Origin of the sequence: Halorubrum sodomense, from assembly GCF_900111935.1 — an archaeon.
In the GTDB taxonomy this organism is placed as follows: domain Archaea; phylum Halobacteriota; class Halobacteria; order Halobacteriales; family Haloferacaceae; genus Halorubrum; species Halorubrum sodomense.
Window position 1 is genome coordinate 58,382 of the sequence record NZ_FOYN01000003.1, and the last position, 22,730, is coordinate 81,111.

The window sequence follows — 22,730 nt, forward strand, 5'->3', positions numbered from 1 at the left end:
GGCGCGGGCCCGGGTGGATCGTCCCGGAGCGTCGATCTTTTGCCCGTTCGGCGCGTTTTATAAGTAGATGAGCGACGCCGACCGCTCCACCGAAACCGACGCCTCCGGCGGCGACCGCCCGGTGGCCGTCGCCGATCCGGTCGACGTCGAGGCGCCCGACGCGACTGCGGACGCCGACGCGGGTGGAGACCCCGACCCCGACGCCGCCGCGCGCCGCCGGCTCGGCGCGGTCGTGCTCTCGGTGCTGATCTCGCAGGTCCTCCTCTACCCCGGTGTGCCCGACCTCGTCGTCGCGCTCGGCGCGCCCGCCGGCATCGACGCCGGCATGTGGTTCCTCGTCGCCGAGTTCGGCGCGTTCGTGACGTTCGCGGTCGTCTGGGGCGCGCTCTCGGACGCGCTCGGGCGCCGGATCCCCCTGATCGTCGCCGGCGCGCTCGGCGGCGCGGGCTCGTACGTCGCGCTCGCGTCGCTGCCGGGGTTCGGCCTCGGTTTCGAAGCCGCGCTCCTGGTCAGGGTCGTCGGCGGCGCGCTCACCATCGGCGCGTTCTCGCTCTCGATCACGCTGCTGATGGACCTGCGCGGTGGTAACGGCCGCAACATGGGGGCCGCGGGGCTCGCGATCGGGCTCGGCGCCGCGGTCGGCTCGGTCGTCGGCGGATCCCTCGCGGCCCTCGGCGCGCTGTACCCGGTGTACGCCGGCGCGGTCGTGCTGGCCGCCGCGGGGCTGCTCGCGGCGACCGTCGACGACCGGGCGGCGACGCCCTCGACGGAATCGGGAGCCAATCCCGAGGCGACCGACGGCGTCGGCTTCCGCGACGTGCTCGCCCGCGCCCGGACGACGCCGGGGCTCCTCGTCCCGCTCGCGTTCGGCTTCGTCGACCGGCTGACGGCGGGCTTCTTCGCGCTGGTCGGCGTCTACTACTTCCAGGACCCGGCGACGTTCGGGCTGTCGGCGGCCGGCGCGGGCGCGACCCTCGCCCTCTTTTTCGTCCCGTTCGCGCTGCTCCAGTCGCCGTTCGGCGCGCTCTCGGACCGGATCGGCCGCTTCCTCCCCGTGGTCGCGGGCTCCCTCGCCTACGGCGTCGTCACCATCGGCGTCGGCGTCGCGCCGGCGTACCCGGTCGCGGCCGGGCTGATGGTGTTGGTGGGGGTCTGCGGCGCGCTGATGGCGCCGGCGACGATGGCGCTCGTCACCGACCTCGTCGAGCCGGAGGTCCGCGGCGCGGCGATGGGCCTCTTCAACGTGTTCGGCTCGCTCGGCTTCCTGACCGGCTTCCTCATCGGCGGGAGCGCCACGGACGCGTTCGGCTACACGCCGGCGTTCCTCGCGGTCGGCGGGCTGGAGCTGGCCATCGCGATCGCGCTCCTGCCGGCGGTCCGGTCCATCTCGCCCGGCACGGGGGTGCTCGGCCGGCTCGGCGCGAGGGGATGAGCGATCGGCGGGCGACGGTAGCGCGCCTTCCCCCCGCCCCGAGCCGAGTCCTTTTAATCGGCGCGTCACCTGCGTTCCCGTAACCGATGGACCTCCTCGTCGTCGGCGCCGGTGAGATCGGGCGCTGGGTTGCCGACACCGTCTCGGCCGACGCCGCGCCGGTCGACGCGAGCGTCGCGTTCGCCGACCGCGACCCGACCGTCGCGGCCGACGCCGCGGCGGGGCGCGACGCCCGAACGGTCGACGCGGACGGGGACTCAGTCCACGACGCGGTCTGCCTCGCGGTGCCGATGTCGGCGGTGCCCGCGGCGGTCGAGGCGTACGCGCCGCGCGCGGAGGAGGCGATCGTCGACGTCTCCGGCGAGATGACCGACGCGCTCGCCGCGATGCGCAAGCACGCCTCGGACCTCGAACGGGGGAGCTACCACCCGCTGTTCGCACCCCCTCGGGTCCCCGGAAACGTCGCGGCCGTCGTCGACGAGGGCGGCCCGGCGGTGGAGTCCCTCTCGGCGGCCATCGAGGCCGGCGGCAACGACGTGTTCGAGACGACCGCCGCCGAGCACGACGAAGCGATGGAGACGGTCCAGGCGGGCGCGCACGCCGCGGTGCTCGCGTGGCGGCTCGCCGCGGAGCCGGTCCGCGAGGAGTTCCACACCCCGGTATCGGCCGCGCTCGACGACGTCGCGGACACGGTCACCGAGGGGTCGCCCGGGGTGTACGCGGAGATTCAACGCGCCTTCGACGGCGCCGAGGACGTGGCCGACGCGGCGGCCGACATCGCCGCGGCGGACGACGAGGCGTTCGCCGCCCTGTACGAGCGCGCCCGCGGCGACCGCGAGGGGCGAGACCGGCTGGAGTGAGCCGACGCGAAGCGGACGAGACACCAATGATCGACAGAACCGCGGTCCGGAACAACGCGAACTACCTGCGCAACGTCAGACCGATCGACCCCGAGGAGATCGCCGAGTACGTCGAGGGGACCCCGCACCCGGCGGTCGTCCGCGAGACGCTCCGCGAGGAGGCGTTCGACCTCCGGCTCCGCGAGCGCGAGGACGGCGCCTTCGTCCCCGTCGAGGAGGCGCCCGTCGACCCGTCGGGCTGGGCGCCCGAGGCCCTGCCGGAGGCGTACTCGTTCGCCTTAGAGGACCTGCTGGTCCGCGAGTACGGCGCGAACTGGCACCGCGACGACTCCGGCGACGAACTCCGCGAGCGCGTCCGCCGGATGAAGACCGACTACCTCTACGAGAACGAGGTCGAGTACGACCGCGTCGCGGCGCTCGGCTACGCGATCTACCACCTCCCCGCCTACTACGCGACGGTCGGGTACGTCCTCGACGACCTGACCGAGAACGGCCTGCTCGACCGGACGCTCCGCGTCCTCGACGTGGGCGCGGGCGTCGGGGGGCCCGCGCTCGGCCTCCACGACTACCTCCCGGACGACGCCGTCGTCGAGTACCACGCCGTCGAGCCGAGCGCGGCCACCGAGGTCCTCGACCGGATGCTGGAAGAGACCGGCCGCAACTTCCGGACGACGGTCCACGAGACGACCGCGGAGGCGTTCCTCGGGATCGACGAGGGCGAGGAACCCTCCTCAGCGACGGACGACCCCTTCGACCTCGTCATCTTCGGCAACGTCCTCTCGGAGCTCGCCGACCCGGTCGCGGTCGCGGAGGCCGCCCTCGACGCGCTCGCCCCCGACGGGAGCCTCGTCGCGTTCGCGCCGGCCGACCGGAACACTGCGACCGGGCTCCGCCGGATCGAACGCGCGCTCGTCGCCGGCGACGACGGCGGCTACCCCGGTAACGACGCCGAGATCTACTCGCCGGCGCTTCGGCTGTGGCCCGACGCGATCCCGACCGATCCGGGCTGGTCGTTCGACGTCGCGCCCGATCTGGAGGTCCCGCCGTTCCAGCGCCGGCTCGACGAGGCGGCCGCGCGCGGCGAGACGGACGAGCCGGGCGAGTTCGTCAACGTCGACGTCCAGTTCGCCTACTCGATCCTCCGCCGCGACGGGAAGCGGCGCGTCGACGTCGAGGCGAGCGCCGAGCGGTGCGCGCGCATGGCCGAGTCGGAGCGTCACGTCACCGACCGGGTGAACCTGCTCGCGGTGAAGCTGAGCCACGACTTAAGCGAGGGGGACAACGCCCTCTACCGCGTCGGCGACGGCTCGCAGGCGACGGACCACTACTTCGTCTGTACCCGGGAGACGGCGCTGAACCGCGACCTCCGCGAGGCCGGCTACGGGTCGGTCGTCTTCGTCGAGAACGGGCTCGTCCTCTGGAACGAGGACGAGGGGGCGTACAACGTCGTCGTCGACGACGAGACGGTCGTCGACCTGGTCGCGCCCTGACCGGCCGGAACCTCCTCCGGCGGTCACCCCGACTCAGTCGCCGGCCACCGGCTCGATCAGGTCCGGCGCGTCGACGCTCGGCGAGTTCACCCGCGTCGACACCGGGTGCGCGGTCATCTCGTCGCTCGGGTAGGGGTCGAGCAGCGTGGCCGCCTCGTCCGGATCGCCCCGGAGCCACGTCTCCTCCTCGCCGGCGTCGGGATCTAAGATCACCGCCATCCGGTGGTGAAGGTCCGCGACGATGTCGTTCGGCTCGGTGGTCACGATCGAGAACGTCTCGACCACGTCCGAGTCGTCGTCGGCTCCGTCGTCTCCGTCGCCTCCGTCCCCGCTCCCGCCGCCGAACGCGCCGAGGCCGGTCTGGGTCGTCTCCGGTGTCGGCGGCTCCCAGCGCTCGTAGATCCCGGCCATCGCGAACGGACGGTCGTCCTCGAAGGCGACCCGGTAGGGGGTCTTGCCGGAGGCGTTGCTGTCCCCGTCGGAGCCACTCCCGCCGACCCACTCGTAGAAGCCGTCGGCGGGGACGAGACAGCGCCGGCGCTCGAAGGCGTCGGCGAAGCTCCGCTTCTCGCGGACTGTCTCCGCGCGGGCGTTGATGAGGTCGAACGACTCGCCGGCCCACGAGGGCGTCAGTCCCCACTCCATCCGGGTCGCCTCCGACGGGGTCTCGTCGGTGATCACCGGCAGCGACTGCCCCGGGGCGCAGTTGTAGCTCGGTTCGCGGTCGCCGAAGTCGGCGTCGAACCGGGCCTCGAGGTCGTCGGTCGGGGTGAAGAGCGTGTAGCGGCCGCACATGTCTCTCGCGTTCGTTCGGGAGGCACTTAACTCCGCGACGGGAGGCCGTCCGACAGGTCCCAGCGGTCGGCGATGATCCCGTCGACCCCGGCCGCGAGCAGCCGCTCCGCGTCCTCGCGGTCGGCGGCGGTCCACGCGTTCACCGCGAGGCCGGCCCCGTGCGCCGTCTCGACGAACCCCGGCTCGGTCGCGAGGTCGATCGGGGGGTGGACCGCGACGCACCCGAGGTCCGTCGCCGCGTCGACCGCGCGCTCCGGCGGTCCGTCCGCGACGAGCAGCGCGCGGTCCGTCGTCGGATCGCGGTCCCGCAGCGCCGCCAGCGCCTCGGCGTGAAACGACGAGAACAGCACGTCGGTGGCCGCCCGTCGAGCGGCGTCGAGCGCGTCGCTCGCGATGCCCGGCTGCTTGAGTTCGACGTTGACGAGGAGGTCGTCGGGCGCGGCGTCGAACACTCCTTCGAGCCGCGGGATCGGCTCGGCCGAGTCGAGAACCGTCAGATCGCGGAGCTCCTCCCAGTCCGCGTCCGCGACCCGGCCGGACGCGTCGGTCAGTCGGTCGAGCTTCGCGTCGTGGACGACGACGAGTTCGCCGCTCGCGCACCGGCGCACGTCGACCTCGACGGCGTCGACGTGCGGCGCCGCGCGCTCGACGGCCGCGACCGTGTTCTCCGGGTGCCGGCCGGCGCAGCCGCGGTGGCCGATCAGGGTGACGTCGGTCGGGTCCGTCGGGTCGGTCTCGGCGTCCGCGTCCGTTCCCAGTCCGTTCGCGCCGTCGGTCACGTGCCGCTCTTCGACTCGGACCGTGTTAGCTCTTCGTCGTCCCGGTCGCGCGGCCGCTCCCGTCGGCTTTTTAGTCGCGCGGCGCTCCGGGACCGACATGCGTATCGAGAACAGCTTCATCCCCGTCGAGGGGGTGGGCGAGACGACCGAACGACGCCTCTGGGAGGGAGGAGTCACGACGTGGGACGAGTTCGATCCCGCGGTCGACGTCGCGGGCGTTGGCGCGACGACGGCGGACCGGATCGAGTCGTTCATCGCGGAGGCGCTCGCGCGGCTCGACGACGGCGACGCCGCCTACTTCGACCGCGAGTTCCCCTCCGGCGAGCGCTGGCGGCTCTACGAGAACTTCCGCGAGGAGACCTGCTTTTTCGACATCGAGACGACCGGCCTCGACGAGCGGCGCGACCGCGTGACGACGGTCAGCTTCCATCAGGGCGGCGAGACGACGACGCTGGTCGCGGGCGAGGACCTCACCGCGCGGCGGCTCCGCGAGCAGTTCGCGGACGCGAGCCTGCTCGCGACGTTCAACGGCGCGCGCTTCGACGTGCCCTTCCTAGAGACCTCCTTCGACCTGGAGGTCGACACGCCCCACCTCGACCTGATGTACCCCGCGAAGCGGATCGGGCTCTCGGGCGGGCTGAAACCGATCGAGAAGCAGTTGGGGATCGAGCGGGACCGCCCGGACATCTCCGGGCGCGACGCGGTCCGCCTCTGGCGCGAGTACGAGCGCGGCGAGGAGGACGCGCTGGAGACGCTCGTCTCGTACAACCGCGAGGACACCGTGAACCTGCGGACGCTCGCGGACGCGGTCTGCGAGCGGCTCGACGACGAGGTGTTCGTCGGACCCGGAGACGCGAGCGCGACGAACTGAGCGACGTCGTCGCAAAGCGCGCTCGATCCGGTGCGCTCAGTCCTCGTCGTCGCCGGCCGGCCGCGACGCCACGGGCTCGGGGTCGGTCTCCGGCGGTTCTTCTTCGTCGCTTTCGGACTCGCCTCCGTCTTCGGACTCATCGCCGTCTTCGGACTCATCGCCGTCTTCGGACTCATCGCCGTCTTCGGACTCGCCGCCGTCCTCGGATTCGTCGTCGCCTTCCGACGCCTCGTCGCCCTCAGACGACGAGTCGGGGGTGCGTTCTCCGTCCGGCTCCGGTTCCGTCGCGTCCGAGTCCGGCTCGGATTCGGACTCCGCGTCAGGGGTCGACTCGGCCGCGGGTTCGGCGTCGTCGGGAGCGGCGTCGGTCTCGTCGACCGCTTCGTCGGCCGCCGATCCGTTCTCCGCGACGGGATTTCCGTCGTCGTCTGCGACCGCTTCCCCGGTATCGGCCTCGTCGGTCTCTCGCTTCGACTCCTGAACCAACTTCATCTCGCCGCGCGCCCGGAGGGTACCTTGGATCTCCGCGCCGTCGTACACCACCAGGTCGCCGGCGGAGATGTCGCCGAGGACCCGCGCGCCGCTCTCGACGGTCACCGTCCCGCCGCGGGTCGTCACGTCGCCGTGGATGATCGTGTCGGCGCCGACGGTGACGTCCTCGCGGGCGCGAAGCGACCCGAACACCTCGTTGCGCTCGCCGACGCGGATCGACGCCGCCCGGAGGTTGCCGTGGAGCCGGCAGTCGTCTCCGACCGTCGCCGGCGTCGACACGCGCCAGGCGTCGTCGGAGATCTCGGCGCTCCGCGGGACCAGCAGGGGGTCGCGCACGTCGTCGCCGTCGGCGAGCGCCTCCGCCAGCTCGTCGGCGGCGTCAGTCTCCCCGACGCGCAGGAGCTGCGAGAGGACGATGAAGTAGAAGACGATCGTCGGCACCGGGTTGCGGATCACGATCCAGCCGTTGGCCTCGAACCCCTCCTCGATCGTCACGTCGTCGCCGATGTCGAGGTCGCCGGAGACCATCAGGCGGCCGGTGACGGTCACCCGCTCCCCGAGGTAGGCGTCCTGCCCGACCAGCACGTTCCCGTCGACTGAACACCACGTGTCGAGCCGACAGTCCCCCTCGGCCTCGATGTCGTTGGCGACGCGCACGCGCTCGCCGATCGCGACGTTGCGGCCGCGGACGCCGAGCTCGACCGTCGACTGCCCGCCCACGAGCACGTCGCCGTCGACGACGATGTCGTGCTCCTCGACGGTCGTCCCCGAGGGGATCGCGAGCTCCTCGATCGGGCCGTCTCCTCGCAGCGACACACCGGGAGCAGTCGCCCCGCCCGTATAAACGGTGCGGGGCGTCGGACGGGCGTCGGACGCGGGCGCGGGAGAGACGCCGCGCTTTTCAGTGCGCCGCCGGTATCGCGGATATGGGATTCGGATCGTACGACGAGAGCGAACAGAAGGATCAGGACGTCGACACGGACGAGGACGACGCGGTGAACGTCCACGAGAACGACCACGACGGCGACGTCTCCATCGAGGGCGACGCCGACACCGACGACCTCGTCGGGCGCCTCTCGGAGATGCGCGACGACGACGAGGAGTAACCGGCGAGAGACACCCGCCCGATAGCCCCCGGCGGGGCCCGACCGTGTCGCGCTCCTTTTACAGATACGCCGCGTACGCCGACGCATGAGCACCGATCTGACGTTCACCGACCGCGGCGTCGACGTCGTGTATCAGGGCACGGAGTTCGAGCTGGAGAAGACGCTGATCGAGGAGGCGACCGGGAAGTCGTACCGCGACGTCACCGATCACGAGGTGCTGACGATAGTCGCGGAGGACCCGGATCTGGACGGCGAGCCGGTCCGGATCGGCGACGTGCTGTAACGGTCGCCTCCCCGCTCCGGCGGCGCAGTCGCCCCGCCTCTCTTCGACTCGTCCCTCCGCTCCGGCGACGCGGCCGTCCAGCCCCTCTTTGACCCTTCGGTCGCGCCGTGCTCCCCGCTCCGCTCGTCGTCGACCGCACCGATCCCGCCCGTCAGCCGCGGACGGGTCGGCCGGCCGGCGTAAGAAATATACAACGTTAGATAGATATAACACACATGGGTGACCACTCCGTGAGACCGCAGACCCTCCATCGGGCCGGTCGCGCCGTTCACATGCTCGTGACGGTACTGGTGTTGAACCTCGGGCTGGCCCGCGAGTCGGCACCGATAATCGCCGGCGGCGGGGTGTTGTTCGTGACGTTCTTCCCGTTCAGCCGACTGCTCGCCGACCGCGTCGGCCACACCCGATCTGACGAACGGACCCGCGAACTCACCCGGCTCGCCGCGAGCCGGGCGGCGTTCCTGCTCTTCGGCGTCGCGTTCGTCGCGTTCCTCCTCGGCGCCGCGCTGGAGGCGACCGGCGGACTCGGGGGCGTCGCGGGGAGCGTCTACGCGCAGGCCCGGGTCGTCGTCGTCTGGGCCGCCGTCGCGATCTGCGTCTCCTCCGTCGCGCACGGCACGCGAGCATGGGTACGACGCCGGAGCGTGGCGGGGTGACCGTGGAGTTCGAGACGCGCGTCCGGCGGCTCCGCGAGGAGGCGGGGTTGACGCAGGCCGAGCTCGCGGACCGGGTCGACGTGACACGTCAGACGATCCTCTACGTCGAGAAGGGCGAGTACAACCCATCCTTGGAGCTGGCTTGGCGTATCGCGCGCGAGTTCGACGCGCGCGTCGAGGACGTGTTCGACCTGCCCGACGAGCCGCAGTCGTAGCGCGCGCGGGTCGCTCGCGATCCGGCTCACACCGGGGCCGAGCGCAGCGAGCCGCTCGCGTCCGGAGCGGGCGTCGGTCACCGCCCCGGTCGTCGAGTCGCGGTCGGTTCAGTGTGACGGCCGCGGCGCGGTCCTCGTTCCGACCGGACGACTTTTTTTGACGCCCTCCGAAGTCGGGACATGGAAATCGGATTCGAACTCGGAGCGAACGTCCCGTCGGGCGTGTTCGCGCTCCACGCCGCCGTCGCCGTGGTGTTCCTGATCTTCGCGGGCCTGAACGGCGCGAACGGCGAGACGGCTGGCCTGGCGCTGTACCTCGCGATGGCGGGCATGATCGCCCTCGTCGGCGTGGTGGCCGGACGAATCGTCTCGCGTCGGTGAGGCCGGCGGAAGCGTTGCGCTCGCGTTCGGTTCGATCGGTGAGAGCGACGCTTTTCGCACGGCTTCCGAGCGGCTTCCGTTCTCGGGATCCGACCCTCTGCGACCAGACGCGTCGGCTGTCGCTCCCGTTCGGCTCACCCTCTACCATCTCCGTGGTCGCGTGCGCCTCCCCCGGTTGGGGGTAATCCTCCTCTCGGAGGAGCGGCCGGTTCGTCCGGGCGCGCTCCACGACGTGCCGGAGCTCGTCAACGCGATCAGACATCGTCGTCACCTCCGGACGAGCAGTTCGGGCAGGTGTCGTACGGGATCGCGCTGCCGGGCTTCGAGGTGCGCGTGAGCTTCGAGCCGCAGTTCGAGTAGAGCCTCATAGCCGGCCCCCCTCCCCGTCGGGCGCGGCGCACCGCTGGTCGTACTCGGTGATACAGCAGCCGCAGAACTCGCAGATCTTCGGCTCTACGTTTACCTCAGGTTCACGAATATTTAAATTTAGGATGGGGCCGGAGGGATTTGAACCCCCGATCGACTGATATCTCCGGTGCGCCTCGGAACTCCAGAGGGTCGTCAACACGACCGATGATCAGTCGGCCGCTCGGTATATCAGTCTGGAGTGTCGTCCCGGGCGTAGCCTCTGGAGTCAGTCGCCATGCCTGGCTTGGCCACAGCCCCGCGTGATCTCGCGTTCCACGCTTGCCGAAACGCGGATAAAGGGGTTTCGATCGAAGCCGATCGAGGGACGGCGACGCGCTCCTCGGCGCGACGGATCCGCCTCGACTCGGGGCTCGCCGGAGGCGGACGAAATCCGACTCACTCCCGATCGTCGGCGCTCCAGTCGCAGTCCTGACATTTGAACCCGGTGACGAACTCGGTCACGCTCGGCATGTACCCGACGGAGATGACGTCGCCGCCGCACTCCGGACAGTCGCGGTCGGCGTCGGCGATCGACTCGGCCTCCAGCACCGACTCTCCCTCGACCAGTTCCGCCAGCTTCTCCGGGGTCACCATCCGGCCCTGAACGACGCGGTTTGACATACCGGGCGTTCGGCGTCGAGCGCCTAAACCCCGGCGACACGCACGGGACACGCGGTGGCGGGCGAGCGGACTCGGGAGTCGGACCGGAACGGGCCGCCCCGAGCACGCTCAACTCACAGCCACGGGGCCCGGGAGTCGTCGTCGGTGAACGGGTCCGACCCGTCGTCGTCCGTCTCGCGTCCGCTGCCGTCGTTCGCGAGCACCGCGACGTCGTCGTCGACGACGGGAGACGGCCCCTTCGGCGGGGCGTCGAGCGGGGGTTCGCTCGGCGGTTCCCCTCCCGGGTCCCCGTCGGAGTCGGTCGGATCGGCGTCGTCCGAGTCGCTCTCCTCGCCGGAATCGTTCGCGGGTCCGCGGTCGCCGTCGTCCGCGTCGCCGGCGGCGCCCGCCACGCCGCCGGAGTCCGGGTCGTACGCGAACAGGGCCGTCACCGCGAGCACCGCGAGCGCGACCGGCGCCTCCGTCTGCATCAGATCGAACGGGCCGAGCAGGATCGGCAGCGCGAGCACGCCCAGCGCGACCGCCGAGCCGAACCGGAACCGGTCGATGTCGACGCGGCCTCGGAGATGGGGGGACAGCAGCGCGATCGACAGCGCGAACGCCACGCCCACGGCGGCGGCCGCGGTGCCGTTGACCACGTACTCGGTCGACGTCTCCACGGCGAAGCCCGACGGATCGAAGCTCGCGACGAGGCCGAGCCCGATGATAACCCCCGGACTCGGGAGGTACTCTCCGATCTCCGAACTGGCGGTCTTGGCGGCGACGGTCAGGATGACCAGCCCGGCGAACCGCTCGAAGACGGGCAGGTTCAGGAGCCCCTGAAGCGTCGGCGCGAGGGCGGCCTCGACGGCGGCGACGGGAACGATCACCGCGCCGATGAGCAGCACGGAGGTCGCCATCTGCCGCCGGGAGCCGTCCATCTCCGCGAGGATCACCGCCGCGGTTGCGGAGCCGCCGAAGATGAGGATCCCGGTTTCGACGACGCCCGTGGCCGATCCGAGGACGCCGGCGACAACGAGGGCGGGGAAGATCCCGTCGATGAGCGGCAGGGCCATGACGGTCGCGAGCAGCTTCGTCGCGCTCCCGACCTGCTGTTCTAATCGCAGGGCGACCGGGTGGCGTGACGTGCTCATTTAGGGACGATAGCCCTGACCGACGGGGCGGCGGTGGGACCCGTGCGACTCGCGACGGTCGGGGGACCAGCACGCGGAGTCCACGCGGGAGGTCCGACGAGCCCATGTAAAGCGTTTGCGCGGATTGCCGGCTGTAAAGCGGACGCCGAGTTCGTCGTTCGGCTGGCCGGCGATGCGCGCGTTCACGGGACTGTCGGAGTCCATACTAGGTATACGTGTTTCGGTCGCGTTAAAGGTTGTGTGAGACGTGTCCGCACGACACGAAGGATCGACGGTAGAGGGCCGACTTCGACGACGATACGTCGGCCGCTCCCCGTATTTTCCGATCATTTTTCGGCTTTCGAGGCGACCTCGGGCCGAGTACCCCGGGTGGCGGACCCCGTTCGGTCGGTGTCGCGACGACGTCGCGATGATCGCGCTCTCACGCCGAATGTAGCCATAATCGTGTATACAACACGGATCTGGGTGTGATCAACCACCACGTCCGTGTCGTCTCGCAACGCTTTTCATCGGCCGTTCGTGACGGATTATATGGCGACAGATTCTGGCCGATTCTCGACGAAGCTCGAGGTTCCGGAAGCGCTGACGTTCGACGACGTGCTCCTCCGCCCGAAGGAGAGCCGAGTCGAGCCCGACGACGCGGACCTGAGCACCCGGGTGTCGAACAACGTCGAACTCACCGTTCCCGTGCTGTCGGCGGCGATGGATACCGTTACCGAGAGCGATCTCGCCATCGCGATGGCCCGTGAGGGCGGTCTCGGGGTCCTCCACCGCAACATGACCGTCGAGGAGACGGCCGCCGAGGTCGAGCGCGTCAAGCGCGCTCACGAGCTCGTCATCCGCCGCGAGGATGTCGTCACCGTCTCGCCGGACGACACCGTCCGCGAGGCCGACGCCGTGATGGAGCGGCAGGGCGTCTCCGGCGCCCCCGTGGTCGCCGACGACGACACCGTCCTCGGGATCATCTCCGGGACGGACATCCGACCCTACCTCGAGGTCGGCGAGGACGACGCCGTCCGCGAGGCGATGACCGACGAGGTCATCACGGCCCCGGAGGACGTCGACGCGCGCGCGGCACTGGAGCTGATGTACGAGCACAAGATCGAGCGCGTCCCGATCGTCGACGACGCCGAGGGGCTGGTCGGACTCGTCACGATGCAGGGCATCCTCCAGCGTCGCGAACACGAGGAGGCCGCCCGCGACGAGGACGGGCGGCTCCTGGCCGGCGTCGCGGTCGGTCCGTTCGAGGAGGAGCGCGCCGTCGCGGCCGACGAGGCGGATGTCGACGTCATCTTCATCGACTGCGCGCACGCGCACAACCTCAACGTCTTAGACTCGGCGGAGGCGATCAAGGGGACCGTCGACGCCGACGTCGTCGTCGGAAACGTCGGGACGCGCGAGGCCGCCGAGGCCGCGGTCGGCTTCGCCGACGGACTCAAGGTTGGAATCGGTCCCGGGTCGATCTGTACCACGCGCGTCGTCAGCGGCGCGGGGATGCCGCAGATGACCGCGGTCGCGGAGGTCGCGGACGTCGCCGCCGAACACGACGTCCCCGTGATCGCCGACGGCGGGATCCGCTACTCCGGCGACGCGATCAAGGCGCTCGCTGCGGGCGCGAACGCGGTGATGCTCGGCTCGTACTTCGCCGGAACCGACGAAGCGCCGGGGCGCGTCATCACGATGAACGGGAAGAAGTACAAGCAGTACCGCGGGATGGGCTCGGTCGGCGCGATGAAGTCCGGCGGCGGCGACCGCTACCTCAAAGAGGAGGAGGAAGACGAGGAGTTCGTCCCCGAGGGCGTCGAGGCGGCGACCCCGTACAAGGGGAGCCTCGCCTCGGAGCTCCACCAGCTCACGGGCGGGATGCGTTCCGGGATGGGGTACGTCGGCGCGGAGACCGTCCTCGACCTCCACGAGCGCGCGGAGTTCGTCCGCGTCTCCGCCGCGGGACAGAGCGAGAGCCACCCGCACGACGTGATGATCACCGACGAGGCGCCGAACTACAGCCCGGACGAGTGATCGCGGACGACCGCTCGGAGGAGCAGACCGGAGGCGGGTCCGGACACACCGATCGGACCGCGCGCCGAAGAGGTATTTTAATATAGCCAGCGGCGAGATGAAACGTGTGAGCGAACACCCCCTCGCTCCCGTCACCCATGAGTGAGAAACCGCCGCTGGTCCTCGTGGTCGAGGACGAACCCGACCTGGCCGATCTGTATGCCGCCTGGCTCGGCGACGAGTACCGCGTTCGAACCGCGTACGGCGGTCGCGAGGCCCTCGACCAGCTCGACGAGACCGACGACGAGGTCGACGCGATCCTCCTCGATCGCCGGATGCCCGGACTCTCCGGCGACGAGGTCCTCACCGCCGTCCGCGACCGGGGCATCGACTGTCGGGTCGCGATGGTCACCGCCGTCGAGCCCGACTTCGACATCCTGGAGATGGGGTTCGACGACTACCTCGTCAAGCCCGTCACCAGCGACACCCTCCGAGAGACGGTGGAGGGACTGCTGCGGCGCGGCGAGTACGACTCCGAGGTCCAGGAGCTGTTCTCGCTGACCTCGAAGAAAGCGATGTTAGAGTCGGAAAAGAGCGCGAGCGACCTCGCCGACAACGAGGAGTATCAGCGGCTCACCGACCGGATCGAGACGCTCCGCGAGCAGGCCGACGAGTCTCGCGACGCGGTCGCGACCGACGACGAGGACTACGAGAAGCTCTTTCAGGAGTTCGACACCGACGGGTAGCCCGCGACCGAACGGTTCGAGGGAGGTGTGCCGCCGACTCTTTATGACCGATCGAGCCGAAGCCGTGTTCACATGCGCGTCCGGGACCTGCCGCTTTCCCAGTCCGTCGTCGATCACTTCGCCGAGCGCGGCGTGCGCGAGCTGTACCCGCCGCAGCGCGCGGCGGTCGAGGCGGGCGTCTGCGAGGGCGCCGACGTCGTCGCGGCGGTGCCGACCGCGTCGGGAAAGACGTTCGTCGCCCAACTGGCGCTGTTGACCGCGGCGGGGCCCGGCCTGTACGTCTGTCCGCTCCGCGCGCTCGCCAGAGAGAAGTACGAGACGTTCGCTGCGTTGCCCGGCGTCGACGTGGGCATCTCCACCGGCGACTTCGACGCGACGGGCGAGGCGCTCGCGGGCAACGACGTCGTCGTCGCCACGAGCGAGAAGGTGGACTCCGCGATCCGCAACGGCGCGTCGTGGGTCGACGAACTGGCGTGCGTCGTCGTCGACGAGGTCCACCTGCTCGGCGCGGAGCGGCGCGGGCCGACCCTCGAAGTGACGCTGGCGACGCTCCGCCGCCGGAACCCCGACCTCCAGACGGTCGCGCTCTCCGCGACCGTCGACAACCCCGACGCGATCGCGGACTGGCTCGACGCCGCCCTCGTCGAGTCCGACTGGCGTCCGGTCGACCTGCGAACCGGCGTCGCCGTCGGCGGCGAGATCGCGTTCGACGACGGAACGAAACTGACGGTCGACGTCGACAGCGCCGGGACCGGAGCCGACGCTGACGGCGAGACCGACCCGACCGACGTCACGGCGGCTCTGGTCGGTGACGCGGTCGCGCAGGGCGGCCAGTGTCTCGCGTTCGTCCGCTCCCGCCGCGAGGCGGTCGCCCTCGCGGAGCGGCTCGCGGACGACGGGCTCGCTGCGGCGTTGGGGATCGAGGACGCGGCCGACGCGGCGGCCGAGGAGGTCACCGAGGTCGACGGCACGATCACCGGACGACAGCTCGCGGACTGCCTGCGCGCCGGCGTCGCGTTCCACCACGCCGGACTCCGGTCGGGGCACCGATCGGTCGTCGAGGCGGCGTTCCGCGAGCGTGACGTCGCCTGTATCTGCGCCACGCCCACGCTCGCGGCCGGTATCAACGTTCCCGCCCGACGCGTCGTCGTCCGCGACCAGCGCCGGTACGGGGAGGGCGGCATGGCGTGGGTCCCGACGCTCGAGGTCCACCAGATGTGCGGCCGTGCCGGCCGGCCCGGCCTCGACCCGCACGGGGAGGCCGTCCTCGTCGCCGACGCCGACACGCGGGCGGAAGTACGCGAGCGGTACGTCGACGGCGATCCCGAGGCCGTCGAGTCGCAGCTGGCCGATCCGGGCGCGCTCCGGACGCACGTCCTCGCCGCGATCGCGACGGGGTTCGCGGCGACCGAGACGGAGATCCTCGATGTCTTCGAGGGGACGTTCTACGCCCGGGAGACGGGCGCGGGCGGCCTCGCGGACGCGGTCGCCGTCGCGGTCGACGACCTCGTCGCGGCCGGGATGGTCGCGCGGGAGACGGGCGGCGTCGAGGACTATCGCCTGGTCGCGACGGCGGTCGGCGAGACCACCTCGAAGCAGTACGTCCGCCCCGAGACCGGCGAGCGGATCGTCGCCGGCCTCCGGGCCGCGGCCGGCCTCTCGGACGCGACGACGCTCACCGCCTTCGAGGTGATCTGCGACACGCCGGACATGCGAGACACCTACTTGGGGAACGAGGAACGCGCCGACATCTACCGGTTCGCGCGGCGCAACGCCGCCACCCTGACGACCGATATGACCGAGCCGGACGACTTCGAGGGATGGCTGGAGTCGGTGAAGACGGCGCGCATCCTGGACGAGTGGATCGGCGGCGCGACCGTCGAGGAACTCGTCGAGCGCTACCGGATCGGCCCCGGCGACCTCGACTCGCGAGTCGAACGCGCGGAGTGGCTGCTGAGCGCGGCCGAGGCGCTCGGGGAGACGATCGGCGTCAGCGTCCCCGCGGTGTCGCGGGCGCGGTCGCGGCTGTGAGAGACGGGCGAGAAGAAGCGACGACCCCGGCGTCGGCGGTCAGTCGGCCGATCCGACCGTCCGGTGGAACGGGGTCCGGGCGATCGTCTGCCGTAGTTCTGCGAGCGAGTCGCGGCCGACGTCGCTCGCGGCGGACATCACCGCGAACACCTCCTGTCTGGAGACCTTCACGCCGGTCTCAGTGAGCGCGTCCTCCGGACGGGTCCCGAGTTCGCGGAGGGTGCCGACCGCGAGCAGGTACGGGACCGTCCACGCCTCGAGGGTGTTCCCGTTCGAGAGCGGCATCGTCTCGAGGTACGCCTGCGCGTCGTCGAGGAACGACCGGGCGTAGTCGGCGGTGCGGTCGACCACGCGCGCGGACGACTCCCGGTTTTCGGGGTGAACGACGCGCTCCTGATCGACCCCCTCCGCCTCGAGCCACTCGGCGGGGAGGTAGACGTTGTTCTCCTCGGTGTAGTCGTCGTAGACGTCCTTGGAGACGTTCACGAGCTGTAAGAGGAGGCCGAACTCCTCGGCGGTCTCCCGCAGGCGCTCCGCGCGCTCCTCGCCGACGTCGCCGCGGGTGAGCAGGTTCGTGATGAGGTTGCCGACGGTGCCGGCCGCGTAGTAGCAGTACTGCTCCAACTCGTCGCGGTCGTCGATACGGAGCCCGCCCTCGGTGGCGTGACGGTCGACGAACATCGCCATCCCGTCGACCATCTCCAACACCGGGGGAACGATCGCCTCCTGCGCGTCCGGATCGAGCTCTTCGAACGTCGCCGCGATGGTGGGCGCCTCCGCGACGACGGTCCAGTCGTCGTCGAGCTCCGCCGGCAGCCACTCGTCGACCGCCTCGCGGAACTCCCCGATGTCCGTCTCGTCGTCCGGGTCGATCGCTCGTCGATACGTCCGCAACACGTCGCTCTGGGCGTCCGGCGGGATGTGACCGGCGTCTTCCACCGTGTCCGCGACGCGACAGAGGAGGTAGCCGACGCAGATCTGCGAGGCCATCGGCTCCTCTAACACGTCGACGGTCAGCGCGAAGGTCCGCGAGACCCCTTGGACCGCCTCGTGACACCACGCGAGGTCGGCCGCATCGGGGCCGTGTTCACGTCCGCTCATTCAGTTGGCAGTCTTTACGGCACAACGCATAAAAAGCCTCGTGGAACGGCGGTCGGCCGCGACTCGTCGACGGAGGCGCCGAAATCGCACGACTGCGAGCCCGCTCGCTCCGACGAACCGACAACCCGTGTACAATCGTGTGGAAACGGCTAAGTCCGCTCGGCCGAACGCTCCGGCATGGAGTTCACGCTCACCGAAGAGCAGCGCCAGATCCGCGACACGGTCGCGGAGTTCGTCGACGAGGAGGTCGTCCCGCGCGCGGCCGAGATCGACGAGGAGGACGAGTTCCCCGCCGACCTGATCGACGACATGGCCGACCTCGGGCTCATGGGCATGCCCTTCCCGGTCGAGTACGAGGGCGCCGGTCTCGACTACCACAGCTACGCGATCGGGCTCGAGGAGATCTCCCGAGGTTCCGGCGGACTCGGAACCGTCGTCGCGGCACACACGTCGCTGGCCGGGAACATGCTCTACGAGTTCGGTGACGAGACCCAGAAGGAGGCGTACCTCACCGCGCTCAACACCGGCGAGGAGATCGGCGCGTTCGCGCTCTCGGAGGCCGAGGCCGGTTCCGACGTCCCGGCCATGTCGACCGCCGCGGAGCGCGACGGCGACGGCTACACCGTCAACGGCGGGAAGCTCTGGATCTCGAACGGCTCCGTCGCGGACACGGTCACGCTGTTCGCCAAGACCGATCCCGACGCCGGCCGGAAGGGCATCTCGTCGTTCGTCGTGCGCCCGGAGGAGGACGACGGGTTCGTCGTCGAGGGGACGGAGGACAAGCTCGGCGACAAGGGGTGTCCGACCGCGGAACTCCGCTTCGACGACATGTGGATCCCCGAAGAGCGGCGGCTCGGCGAGGAGGGCGAGGGGTTCGTTCAGGCGCTGAAGACGCTTAACGGCGGCCGGATCACGATCGCGGCCCGGTCGGTCGGCATCGCGCGCGCCGCCCTCAATGAGGCGAAGTCGTACGCCCAGCAGCGCGAGCAGTTCGACCGGCCGATCAGCGACTTCCAGGCGATCCAGCACAAGCTCGCGGACATGGACACGAAGGCCCGCGCGGCGGAGCTGCTGATGCACGAGGCGGCCGACTTGAAGATGCGCGACGAGGACTACATCAAGGAGGCGGCGCAGGCGAAGCTGTACGCCTCCGAGATCGCGCGCGAGGTCGCCAACGAGGGGATCCAGATCCACGGCGGCTACGGCTACACCAAGGACTTCCCCGCCGAGCGATACTACCGCGACGCGAAGCTCTCGGAGATCTACGAGGGGACGAGCGAAGTGTTACGTAACACGATCGCCCAGCAGTTGCTCGACGAGTAGGGCGATTGTCGGCCGCGCCGGTCAGGCCCTCGGATCACCGTCGTCGTCCTCGCCGTCGCCGTCCCCGCCGTCGTCGTTCTCGCCGTCGCCGTCCTCGCCGTGGTCATCCTCGCCGTCGCCGTCCTCGCCGTCGTCGTTCGTTCTCTCCGTATCGCCGCGCTCGGCTCCTGGTCCCGGCCCGTGTGCGACGTCGGCGTCCGACGGATTCTGGTCGACCGCGTACTCGCCCGTGTCGATCCGCTCCGCGGGCTCCGAGTAGTCGCGATCGCTCGGCGAGAAATCCGGGCGGACGACGCCGTCGTCGGGGACGTCGAGGTCTTCGTCCGGAGGCTCCTCGGTCGACCCCTCGTCCGCTTCCGCGTCGACGACCACGTCCTCGACGGGTCCGCCGCCGCCGCCGGTCCGGTCGCTTCCCGCCTCTTCGGTGTCCCCGACTTCCTCCTCCGTTCCCGCCTCTTCGGTGTCTCCGACTTCCTCCTCCGTTCCGGCCTCTTCGGTGCCGCCGAATCCTTCGTCCCCGCCGGTCCGTCCGCCGACGCCGACTCCCTCGTCGTCGTCGATCCACTCGAAGGAGCCGGGCCCTTCGCCACGCCGCGCCGCGACGGCGGTCGCGAGGCGTTCGGTGAGCGTCTCCTTCAGCGACTCGGCCTCGTCGAGCTCGAAGTCGACCGCCGCGGCGTCGGTGCCGGTCAGCGATCCGGACCCCGCCGTGTCGGCGACGATCGTCGCGACCCCCCACCGACGCTGGAACACGGTCCGGCTGTCGATCACGTTCTGGATCCGGTAGTACGGGACGACCGCGACGGTCCGGCTCCAGAACCCGTTCCGCGTGAGGAGGTGGTCTTCCCCGAGCCAGTAGCCGCGGTGTTTCCACTTCAGGTGCGCCGCCGGCGGGACGACTAAGAAGAGCGCGGCGACCCCGTACCAGGGGAGCGTTTCCGAGAGGTACCAGTTCGCGCCGTACGCGATCCCCGTGAGCGCGCCGACGATCATCGCGTACCGGATGACGTACCGCCATCGGATCCGCTTCGGCGGGCGATTGAACTCTGGCGAGCCGAACGATTCGATCTCGTGTGCGAGCCGGTAGACGCGGTCGGTCGCCGCGATCGGCACGGCGGACTGGTTGCCGGACTCGGAGTCCTGTCCGGGGGCGTACCCCGCGGTCTCGATAGAGAGGCTCGCGTAGCCGAGCGCGCGCTTGGCCGGGTTGTCCGTGATCCGTAGCGTCTGGACCTTCTCGGTCGGGATCGATCCGCTGTACCGGCGGAACAGGCCGCGCTCGTAGCGGAGTTCGTCTCCAGCACGCGCGAGCCGGAACCCGTAGTAGTTCGAGAAGGCGACGCCCGCACCGATGAGCCACGAGGCGAGAAACAGGAGCGCGACGCCGACGATCGCGGTCGCGGTCACCGCGACGGCGGATGTCTCCGGCAGGAAGTTCGACAGCACCGGGAACGACCCGGAACTGAGGAACGCCAACAGCCCGATCAGGCGCCCGTCGAACGACAGCGCCCCGACCAGGGCGAGTTCGCCGGGGGAGATGGCGAACAGCTCCTCCTCGTTCGGGGCGAACGCGTCGTCGCGGCCGCCCTCGACCGCGTCGGCGTCGGTCGCCGCCCCCTCGCCCGCGTCGGCCGGGCGGTCGACGCCGGACTTCCGGCGCTGGACCTCGCGCTGGAGCCGGGTCGCCTCCTCGGGCGTGACGAACCGGATCGACCCCTCGGTGCTCGAGCCCCCGGCGGTCTCTAAGTCGACCGCGGCGACGCCGATCGCGCGCTGGATCACGCCTCGGCTCACGTCGACGTTCTGGATCCGCCGGTACGGGATCTCCCGCTCGCGCCGCGAGATCACGCCGGAGGAGATGTCGAGCGTGTCCTCGGTGAGGACGTACTCGAAGCGGCGGTAGTACGCGACCTCGTAGGCGAACATCGCGACGAGGATGGCGGCGCCGCCGGCGACCGCGATCGGGAGCCCGAACCCGCCGCTGTTCACGATGACGAACAGCGCGACGGCGGTCCCGGCCGCCTTCTGGAGCGCGCGGTACGGGACCGACTGGGGCGCCAGCTTCACACCGCGTCCTCCCCGTCGGCGCGGATCGCCAGCCGCTTCAGCTCCTCGCGGAGGTCGCTCGCGCCGTCCGGCGTGAGTCCCGGGATCCGGACGTCGGCCCCCCGCGACCCCGCCGTGTACACCACGCAGGAGGCGAGCCCGACCGCCCGTTCTATCGGGCTGCGGCGGGAGTCGACGTGCTGGATCCGCACCAGCGGCACCGTCGTCCGCACCTGCGTGATGACGCCGCGGTCGAGGTGGATCGCGTCCTCGCGGATCTCGTAGCTCCAGCGGCGGTACCGGAGCAGCGCGTGCCCGACGGTGAGCGTCAACGCGACGGCGCCGACCGCCACCGGCGCCCACCTCGGGAGGTACTCGAAGTACACGCCGCCGACGAACGGGGCGGTGATCAGCGCCGAGAGCAGCACCGCGCGGAGGGCCCACACGATCTGGACTCGGGGGTGGAGCGTCTGTGCCGTCATCGACGGTCCCCCGTCGCGTGTCCGTGTGTCATAGCCGGCGATTGCGGTCCCCGACGTATAAGTCCGGTCGGAAGCGGTCGGTGACAGGCGGTCGACGATCCGTGGTAGGAAATCTCTACCGAAGGCGATACTTGCCGAAACCGATATCCCGGGCGATCGAGTCGTGCCGGCCATGGCCGACGACCCGTTCGAGAACATGCTCGCTCAGATGGACCGCGCCGAGGAGTACGCAGACGTGGATCACGGGGTGTTCGAGCGGCTCAAACACCCGGAGCGCACGCTGAAGGTGACGCTCCCGGTGGAGCTGGAGTCCGGCGAGGTCGAGGTGTTCGAGGGGTACCGCTGTCAGTTCGACAGCGCCCGCGGGCCGTTCAAGGGCGGCGTCCGGTTCCACCCGTCGGTCAGCCAGCGCGAGGTCGAGGCGCTCGCCGGCTGGATGACCTGGAAAACCGCCTTGGTCGACCTCCCGTACGGCGGCGCGAAGGGGGGCGTGATCTGCGAGCCGAAAGAGCTCACCGACCGCGACCTCGAACGGCTCACCCGGCGGTACACCGAGGGGATCCGCCGGATGATCGGGCCCGAAGTCGACGTCCCCGCGCCGGACATGAACACGAACCCGCAGACGATGGCGTGGATGATGGACACCTACTCGATGTACGAGGGGTACTCGGTCCCGCAGGTCGTCACCGGGAAGCCGCTGGAGATCGGCGGGACGCCGGGCCGGGTGGAGGCGACCGGCCGCGGGGTCTCGCTCGTCACCGAGCGCCTCTTCGAGTACCTCGACCGTGACCTCACCGACGCCACGGTCGCGATCCAGGGGTTCGGCAACGTCGGGTCGAACGCGGCCCGGCTCCTCGACGAGTCCGGCGCCAACGTGGTCGCCACCTCGGACGTGTCGGGGGCGGCCTACGACCCCGACGGCCTCGACGTGGCGGCGCTCGGCGCGCACGTCGACGCCGGCGGGCTGATCGAGGAGTACGTCGCGGGCGACCTCCGAGGGAGCGCCGGCGAGGGCGACTCCCGGTGGGACGACCCGGACGCGATCACCAACGCGGAGCTTCTGACCCTCGACGTCGACGTGCTCATCCCGGCGGCCGTCGAGGGCGTGATCACCGCCGACAACGTCGACGACCTCCGGGCGTCCGCGATCGTCGAGGCCGCCAACGGGCCGACGACGGTCGCCGCGGACAAGGCGCTCACCGAGCGCGACATCCAGGTCGTGCCGGACATCCTCGCCAACGCGGGCGGCGTCATCGTCTCGTACCTCGAGTGGGTCCAGAACGCACAGGAGTTCTCCTGGCCGCTGGAGACGGTCAACGCCGAACTGGAGCGCCGCATCGGAACCGCGTTCGACGAGACGATCGAGCAGTACGACACCGAGGGGCTGCCCGACCTGCGGACCGCCGCGTACACGCTCGCCTTGGAGCGCACCGCGAAGGCCCACGAGTACCGCGGGCTCTTCCCGTAACCGCCCTCTCTCG

Annotated in this window: 22 protein-coding genes and 1 tRNA gene; 14 read left to right on the forward strand and 9 right to left on the reverse strand. The window is 70.6% G+C overall.

Going from position 1 to position 22,730, the window contains the following annotated elements; translation table 11 throughout:
- The first annotated feature begins 67 nt into the window (after window positions 1-67).
- From BM286_RS09710 to BM286_RS09720, 3 genes are all read left to right on the forward strand, one after another.
- Window positions 68-1,432, forward strand: a complete 1,365-nt coding sequence (locus BM286_RS09710; protein WP_245779342.1) for an MFS transporter — start codon at window positions 68-70, stop codon at window positions 1,430-1,432.
- 86 nt (window positions 1,433-1,518) lie between these two features.
- A complete protein-coding gene (locus tag BM286_RS09715) occupies window positions 1,519-2,292 on the forward strand; it encodes a prephenate dehydrogenase (RefSeq protein WP_092921533.1) in 774 nt (257 codons plus the stop codon).
- A 26-nt stretch (window positions 2,293-2,318) separates the two neighbouring features.
- The gene (locus tag BM286_RS09720; protein WP_092921535.1) at window positions 2,319-3,782 is read left to right on the forward strand and encodes a small ribosomal subunit Rsm22 family protein; all 1,464 of its coding nucleotides are present in this window, start codon (window positions 2,319-2,321) and stop codon (window positions 3,780-3,782) included.
- A 33-nt stretch (window positions 3,783-3,815) separates the two neighbouring features.
- Here BM286_RS09720 and BM286_RS09725 read toward each other — a convergent pair whose 3' ends face one another.
- Window positions 3,816-4,577: an SOS response-associated peptidase gene (locus tag BM286_RS09725; protein ID WP_092921537.1), complete on the reverse strand. Its 762-nt coding sequence runs from the start codon at window positions 4,575-4,577 to the stop codon at window positions 3,816-3,818.
- 26 nt (window positions 4,578-4,603) lie between these two features.
- Complete coding sequence (locus tag BM286_RS09730; RefSeq protein ID WP_241988329.1) at window positions 4,604-5,356, reverse strand: glycerophosphodiester phosphodiesterase; 753 nt, start codon at window positions 5,354-5,356, stop codon at window positions 4,604-4,606.
- A gap of 97 nt (window positions 5,357-5,453) precedes the next feature.
- Between BM286_RS09730 and BM286_RS09735 the strand changes: the two genes are divergently transcribed.
- Window positions 5,454-6,227 (forward strand): ribonuclease H-like domain-containing protein, encoded by a 774-nt coding sequence (locus BM286_RS09735; protein WP_092921541.1) that lies wholly within the window; start codon window positions 5,454-5,456, stop codon window positions 6,225-6,227.
- A gap of 36 nt (window positions 6,228-6,263) precedes the next feature.
- On the opposite strand, the gene BM286_RS09740 is transcribed toward BM286_RS09735, so the two are convergent.
- Window positions 6,264-7,535 (reverse strand): polymer-forming cytoskeletal protein, encoded by a 1,272-nt coding sequence (locus tag BM286_RS09740; protein ID WP_092921543.1) that lies wholly within the window; start codon window positions 7,533-7,535, stop codon window positions 6,264-6,266.
- Between the two features lie 110 nt (window positions 7,536-7,645).
- Here BM286_RS09740 and BM286_RS09745 point away from each other — a divergent pair, with 110 nt between their 5' ends.
- The 5 genes from BM286_RS09745 to BM286_RS09765 all read left to right on the forward strand — a co-directional run bounded on the left by BM286_RS09745 (window position 7,646) and on the right by BM286_RS09765 (window position 9,360).
- The gene (locus BM286_RS09745) at window positions 7,646-7,825 is read left to right on the forward strand and encodes a DUF5786 family protein (protein ID WP_008445673.1); all 180 of its coding nucleotides are present in this window, start codon (window positions 7,646-7,648) and stop codon (window positions 7,823-7,825) included.
- Window positions 7,826-7,910: 85 nt separating this feature from the next.
- Complete coding sequence (locus BM286_RS09750) at window positions 7,911-8,108, forward strand: DUF5800 family protein (protein ID WP_092921545.1); 198 nt, start codon at window positions 7,911-7,913, stop codon at window positions 8,106-8,108.
- A gap of 215 nt (window positions 8,109-8,323) precedes the next feature.
- On the forward strand, window positions 8,324-8,764 hold the full coding sequence (locus BM286_RS09755; RefSeq protein WP_245779343.1) for a hypothetical protein: 441 nt from the start codon (window positions 8,324-8,326) through the stop codon (window positions 8,762-8,764).
- 2 nt (window positions 8,765-8,766) lie between these two features.
- Window positions 8,767-8,979 carry a helix-turn-helix transcriptional regulator gene (locus BM286_RS09760; RefSeq protein ID WP_092923193.1) on the forward strand — a complete coding sequence of 71 codons (213 nt, stop codon included), beginning with the start codon at window positions 8,767-8,769 and terminating at the stop codon, window positions 8,977-8,979.
- Between the two features lie 180 nt (window positions 8,980-9,159).
- Complete coding sequence (locus BM286_RS09765) at window positions 9,160-9,360, forward strand: hypothetical protein (RefSeq protein ID WP_092921547.1); 201 nt, start codon at window positions 9,160-9,162, stop codon at window positions 9,358-9,360.
- 492 nt (window positions 9,361-9,852) lie between these two features.
- Here BM286_RS09765 and BM286_RS15620 read toward each other — a convergent pair.
- From BM286_RS15620 to BM286_RS09775, 3 genes are all read right to left on the reverse strand, one after another.
- Window positions 9,853-10,026 (reverse strand) — tRNA-Trp (locus BM286_RS15620).
- 138 nt (window positions 10,027-10,164) lie between these two features.
- A complete protein-coding gene (locus BM286_RS09770; RefSeq protein ID WP_092921549.1) occupies window positions 10,165-10,389 on the reverse strand; it encodes a DUF5795 family protein in 225 nt (74 codons plus the stop codon).
- Between the two features lie 113 nt (window positions 10,390-10,502).
- A complete protein-coding gene (locus BM286_RS09775; RefSeq protein WP_092921551.1) occupies window positions 10,503-11,522 on the reverse strand; it encodes a DUF5794 domain-containing protein in 1,020 nt (339 codons plus the stop codon).
- 531 nt (window positions 11,523-12,053) lie between these two features.
- Between BM286_RS09775 and guaB the strand changes: the two genes are divergently transcribed.
- The 3 genes from guaB to BM286_RS09795 all read left to right on the forward strand — a co-directional run bounded on the left by guaB (window position 12,054) and on the right by BM286_RS09795 (window position 16,297).
- Window positions 12,054-13,541: an IMP dehydrogenase gene (gene guaB, locus BM286_RS09785; protein ID WP_092921555.1), complete on the forward strand. Its 1,488-nt coding sequence runs from the start codon at window positions 12,054-12,056 to the stop codon at window positions 13,539-13,541.
- A gap of 137 nt (window positions 13,542-13,678) precedes the next feature.
- Window positions 13,679-14,266, forward strand: coding sequence for a HalX domain-containing protein (locus BM286_RS09790; protein WP_092921557.1), 588 nt, complete (start codon window positions 13,679-13,681; stop codon window positions 14,264-14,266).
- Between the two features lie 72 nt (window positions 14,267-14,338).
- Window positions 14,339-16,297 carry a DEAD/DEAH box helicase gene (locus BM286_RS09795; protein WP_092921559.1) on the forward strand — a complete coding sequence of 653 codons (1,959 nt, stop codon included), beginning with the start codon at window positions 14,339-14,341 and terminating at the stop codon, window positions 16,295-16,297.
- Window positions 16,298-16,336: 39 nt separating this feature from the next.
- Here BM286_RS09795 and BM286_RS09800 read toward each other — a convergent pair whose 3' ends face one another.
- Window positions 16,337-17,398, reverse strand: a complete 1,062-nt coding sequence (locus BM286_RS09800) for a phytoene/squalene synthase family protein (RefSeq protein WP_092921561.1) — start codon at window positions 17,396-17,398, stop codon at window positions 16,337-16,339.
- 177 nt (window positions 17,399-17,575) lie between these two features.
- Between BM286_RS09800 and BM286_RS09805 the strand changes: the two genes are divergently transcribed.
- Window positions 17,576-18,721, forward strand: a complete 1,146-nt coding sequence (locus tag BM286_RS09805) for an acyl-CoA dehydrogenase family protein (protein WP_092921563.1) — start codon at window positions 17,576-17,578, stop codon at window positions 18,719-18,721.
- A 21-nt stretch (window positions 18,722-18,742) separates the two neighbouring features.
- Here BM286_RS09805 and BM286_RS09810 read toward each other — a convergent pair whose 3' ends face one another.
- Together BM286_RS09810 and BM286_RS09815 are read right to left on the reverse strand one after the other, a co-directional pair.
- Complete coding sequence (locus BM286_RS09810) at window positions 18,743-20,788, reverse strand: PH domain-containing protein (RefSeq protein WP_092921565.1); 2,046 nt, start codon at window positions 20,786-20,788, stop codon at window positions 18,743-18,745.
- Window positions 20,785-21,249: a PH domain-containing protein gene (locus BM286_RS09815; RefSeq protein WP_092921568.1), complete on the reverse strand. Its 465-nt coding sequence runs from the start codon at window positions 21,247-21,249 to the stop codon at window positions 20,785-20,787. Before BM286_RS09815 ends, BM286_RS09810 begins: the two co-directional genes overlap by 4 nt.
- Window positions 21,250-21,421: 172 nt before the next feature.
- On the opposite strand from BM286_RS09815, the gene BM286_RS09820 reads away from it, so the two are divergent.
- Window positions 21,422-22,717 (forward strand): Glu/Leu/Phe/Val family dehydrogenase, encoded by a 1,296-nt coding sequence (locus tag BM286_RS09820; RefSeq protein WP_092921570.1) that lies wholly within the window; start codon window positions 21,422-21,424, stop codon window positions 22,715-22,717.
- Window positions 22,718-22,730 lie beyond the last annotated feature (13 nt).